The organism is Crocosphaera sp. Alani8 (assembly GCF_038442745.1).
GTDB lineage: Bacteria > Cyanobacteriota > Cyanobacteriia > Cyanobacteriales > Microcystaceae > Crocosphaera.
The window spans coordinates 1-3,887 of the sequence record NZ_JARVCN010000302.1 but is presented as its reverse complement, the minus strand read 5'-3'; the positions used below and the strand labels follow the sequence as shown (position 1 = coordinate 3,887).

3 protein-coding genes are annotated in these 3,887 nt (G+C 39.2%); all 3 read left to right on the top strand.

Going from position 1 to position 3,887, the window contains the following annotated elements; translation table 11 throughout:
* Positions 1 to 97: 97 nt before the first annotated feature.
* The 3 genes from mutT to gyrB all read left to right on the top strand — a co-directional run bounded on the left by mutT (position 98) and on the right by gyrB (position 3,642).
* A complete protein-coding gene (mutT, locus tag P9B04_RS16330) occupies positions 98 to 511 on the top strand; it encodes an 8-oxo-dGTP diphosphatase MutT (RefSeq protein ID WP_342056047.1) in 414 nt (137 codons plus the stop codon).
* A 12-nt stretch (positions 512 to 523) separates the two neighbouring features.
* Positions 524 to 1,570: a S66 peptidase family protein gene (locus P9B04_RS16325; protein WP_342056046.1), complete on the top strand. Its 1,047-nt coding sequence runs from the start codon at positions 524 to 526 to the stop codon at positions 1,568 to 1,570.
* Between the two features lie 143 nt (positions 1,571 to 1,713).
* Positions 1,714 to 3,642: a DNA topoisomerase (ATP-hydrolyzing) subunit B gene (gene gyrB, locus P9B04_RS16320; protein WP_342056045.1), complete on the top strand. Its 1,929-nt coding sequence runs from the start codon at positions 1,714 to 1,716 to the stop codon at positions 3,640 to 3,642.
* Positions 3,643 to 3,887 lie beyond the last annotated feature (245 nt).

The window sequence follows — 3,887 nt, the reverse complement described above, 5'->3', positions numbered from 1 at the left end:
GACTCCTAAAACTAGAAAAATTTGTACCTCACAAGTATGGGAACTGCTATATATTGCTGCAAGATATCAGTAAAACGTTAACATTCATCAACTTCCTATGACTGAAACTGCTCAACCCATTCCTCACAAAAAAATCGGTGTAGCTGTTATTTATAACGACGCTGGTTTAATTTTAATAGATCGCCGTCTGGATAAAGGATCATTGGGAGGTTTATGGGAGTTTCCTGGGGGAAAAATAGAACAAGGTGAAACAGTAGAAGATTGTATCAAACGAGAGATTAAAGAAGAGATTGATATTGAGATAGAAGTAGGGGAAAATTTAGTTAATTTAAACCATGATTATACCGATTTTAAGGTGACATTATACGTCCATATTTGTCGCTATTTAACAGGAGAACCCAAACCCATCGAATGCCAGGAAATACGTTGGGTAAGATTAGAAGAAATTGAACAGTTTTCTTTCCCAAAAGCTAATGCCAAGATTATTGAAATGTTGAAAAATTTAAATTAATTACTTTCTATTATGTCTTTCAATCGTCGTCAGTTTTTAAGCGCATCTCTCGGAAGTTTAGCTATTTTAAGTTCTATTCATTCTTTAGCATCAGCACAGAATTCCCCAATTATTAAACCGAGAAAACTCAAAGCAGGGTCTGGAGTTGGCTTAATTAGTCCAGCAGGAACAACTAATATTACAGAACATATTGATATTGTAGAAGATGCTGTTAAAGCTTTGGGATTAGTACCGTATTTAGGTTCCCATCTTTTAGATCAATACGGTTATTTAGCAGGAAAAGATCAGGATAGAGCGGATGATATTAATCAATTTTTTGCCGATCCTAGAATTGATATATTATTGCCAATTCGTGGTGGTTGGGGGTGTGCCAGAATCTTACCTTATTTAGATTATAATTTAATTAAGAATAATCCCAAGATTGTTATTGGTTTTAGTGATTTAACAACCTTATTAATTGCTCTTTATACTAAATCAAACTTAGTTACTTTTCATGGACCCAATGCCTTTACTTCTTGGCGAAAAGCACAAGTAAACTCGTTCCAAAAAGCCCTATTTACCGAAGAAAGAATTAGCTTTAAAAACCAACGAGATTCCGATGATGATGACCGTTTGATGCAGGTAAAGAATCGTATTAGAACCATCACCCCAGGAACAGCTAGGGGAAAATTAATCGGGGGAAATTTATCAGTTTTATCGGCAATTATTGGTTCTGCTTACGTTCCAGATTTTAGCGGACATATCCTATTCATCGAAGATGTGGGGGAAGATATTTATCGGATCGATCGCATGATTACCCATTTAAAAGTAGCTGGTATTCTCAATAAACTATCAGGGTTTATTTTTGGAGAGTGTACTAACTGTTCACCCAACGGTGGTTACGGTTCTTTAACCCTAGAACAAGTGCTAGACGACCATATCAAACCATTAGGAATTCCTGCATGGACAGGGGCGCAAATCGGTCATATAGAACCTATCTTAACCTTTCCTATGGGGGTAGAAGTGGAAATGAACGCCAACACAGGAACCATTAATTATTTAGAATCAGGGGTTATTTGAGAATTTTTAATACCTCCATCCCACAACACAAATATTCTCAATTCCACTTTAAGCAGCCTTCAACCCTTATGTGCTACAATTTTTGAAGATTTTGCCATAGAGTCAGCGTAAGCCACCTCAAAAGCGACTATAAAGGAAACTCCATGACTACAAAAAGCAATTACGGTGCAGAACAAATACAAGTCCTAGAAGGGTTGGAACCAGTACGCAAGCGTCCAGGGATGTACATCGGGACCACAGGACCGAGAGGACTTCATCACCTGGTCTACGAAGTCGTGGATAATTCCATCGATGAGGCGTTAGCTGGTTATTGCACCCATATCGAGATCGATATCAACGCCGACGGTTCTGTAAGCGTTACCGACGATGGCCGGGGTATCCCTACCGATGTCCATCCTACCACAGGCAAGTCAGCCCTAGAAACCGTAATGACGGTTCTTCATGCAGGTGGAAAGTTTGGAGGGGGTGGTTATAAAGTTTCGGGAGGATTACACGGGGTTGGTATCTCTGTTGTTAACGCATTATCAGAGTGGGTTCTTGTTAACGTTTGGCGCAACGAAAAAGTTCATACCCAACGCTACGAACGGGGAGTTCCTATTAGTTCATTAGAAACAAAACCAGATAAGAAACATTCAACCGGTACCTCGGTTTCTTTCCTCCCCGATGTCCAAATATTTTCAGGAGGAATAGAGTTTGATTATAGTACCTTGGCCGGAAGATTAAAAGAATTAGCTTATCTCAATGCCGGGGTTAAAATTACCTTTACCGATAATAGAAAAGAAGAACCTTATAGCGAAACTTATTGCTATGAGGGAGGGATTAAAGAATATGTCACCTATATGTGTCGGGATAAAGATGTCTTGCATCAAGACATTATTTATGTTTCAGGGGAAAAGAATGGCACACAGGTTGAAGTAGCTTTACTGTGGTGTATAGATGCTTATAGCGATAACTTATTAGGATTTGCCAATAACATTCGCACTATCGACGGAGGAACCCATTTAGAAGGTTTAAAAACCGTTCTTACTCGTACCCTTAATAGTGTTGCTCGGAAACGCAATAAATTAAAAGACAATGATGCTAATTTAGGGGGAGAGAACGTTAGAGAAGGGTTAACAGGAGTGATTTCTGTTAAAGTTCCCGAACCAGAATTTGAAGGACAAACTAAAACCAAATTAGGGAATACAGAAGTTAGGGGAATTGTAGATTCTTTGGTGGGGGAAGTTTTAACCGAATACTTAGAATTTAATCCCCACGTTGCTGATAATATTATTGAGAAAGCTGTACAAGCTTTTAAAGCAGCAGAAGCAGCCAGACGTGCTAGGGAATTAGTGCGTCGGAAATCTGTTTTAGAGTCTTCTCCCTTACCTGGAAAACTAGCCGACTGTAGTAGTCGAGATCCCGAAGAATCAGAGATTTTCTTAGTAGAAGGAGACTCCGCTGGTGGTTCAGCAAAGCAAGGAAGAGATCGGCGGTTTCAAGCTATTTTGCCCCTGAGAGGTAAAATCATTAATATTGAGAAAACCGACGATGCAAAAATCTATAAAAACAACGAAATTCAGTCCTTAATCACTGCACTAGGTTTAGGAATAAAAGGAGAGGAATTCGATTCAGAACAATTACGTTATCATCGTATTGTAATTATGACCGATGCTGATGTAGACGGTGCGCACATTCGGACATTATTGTTGACCTTTTTCTATCGTTATCAACGCTCATTAGTTGACCAAGGATACATTTATATTGCTTGTCCTCCTTTGTATAAAGTAGAGAGGGGACGTAACCACGTTTATTGTTACAATGAACGACAATTACAAGAACATATTAATAGTCTTCCTGCTAATGCAAATTATACAATTCAACGGTTTAAAGGGTTGGGAGAAATGATGCCGGCGCAACTTTGGGAAACTACAATGAACCCAGACACTCGTAGTATGAAACAAGTGGAAATAGAAGACGCAGCAGAAGCTGATCGCATCTTTACTATTTTAATGGGAGATAGGGTTGCTCCTAGACGGGAATTTATCGAAACCTACGGACCAAAATTAAATCTAACTGACTTAGATATTTAACTCTCTGTGTACCTGAGTTCGATATCACTCACATCTTGCACCTGCTTCATAAAGTGTTGGTGAGGTTAGGGTGTGGGGTGTGGGGATTGATATTTTTCAGCTGATGACTGATAGCTGAAAGCTTACAAACTAGCCAGTTTTATCGAACGTGCAAGATGTGAGTTAAACATTAGCTGATTGACGATTTATCTTGACGGGGTGACAAGAGTTGGAAAAGGCTCACCATGAGGACTTTAGAGATCAGC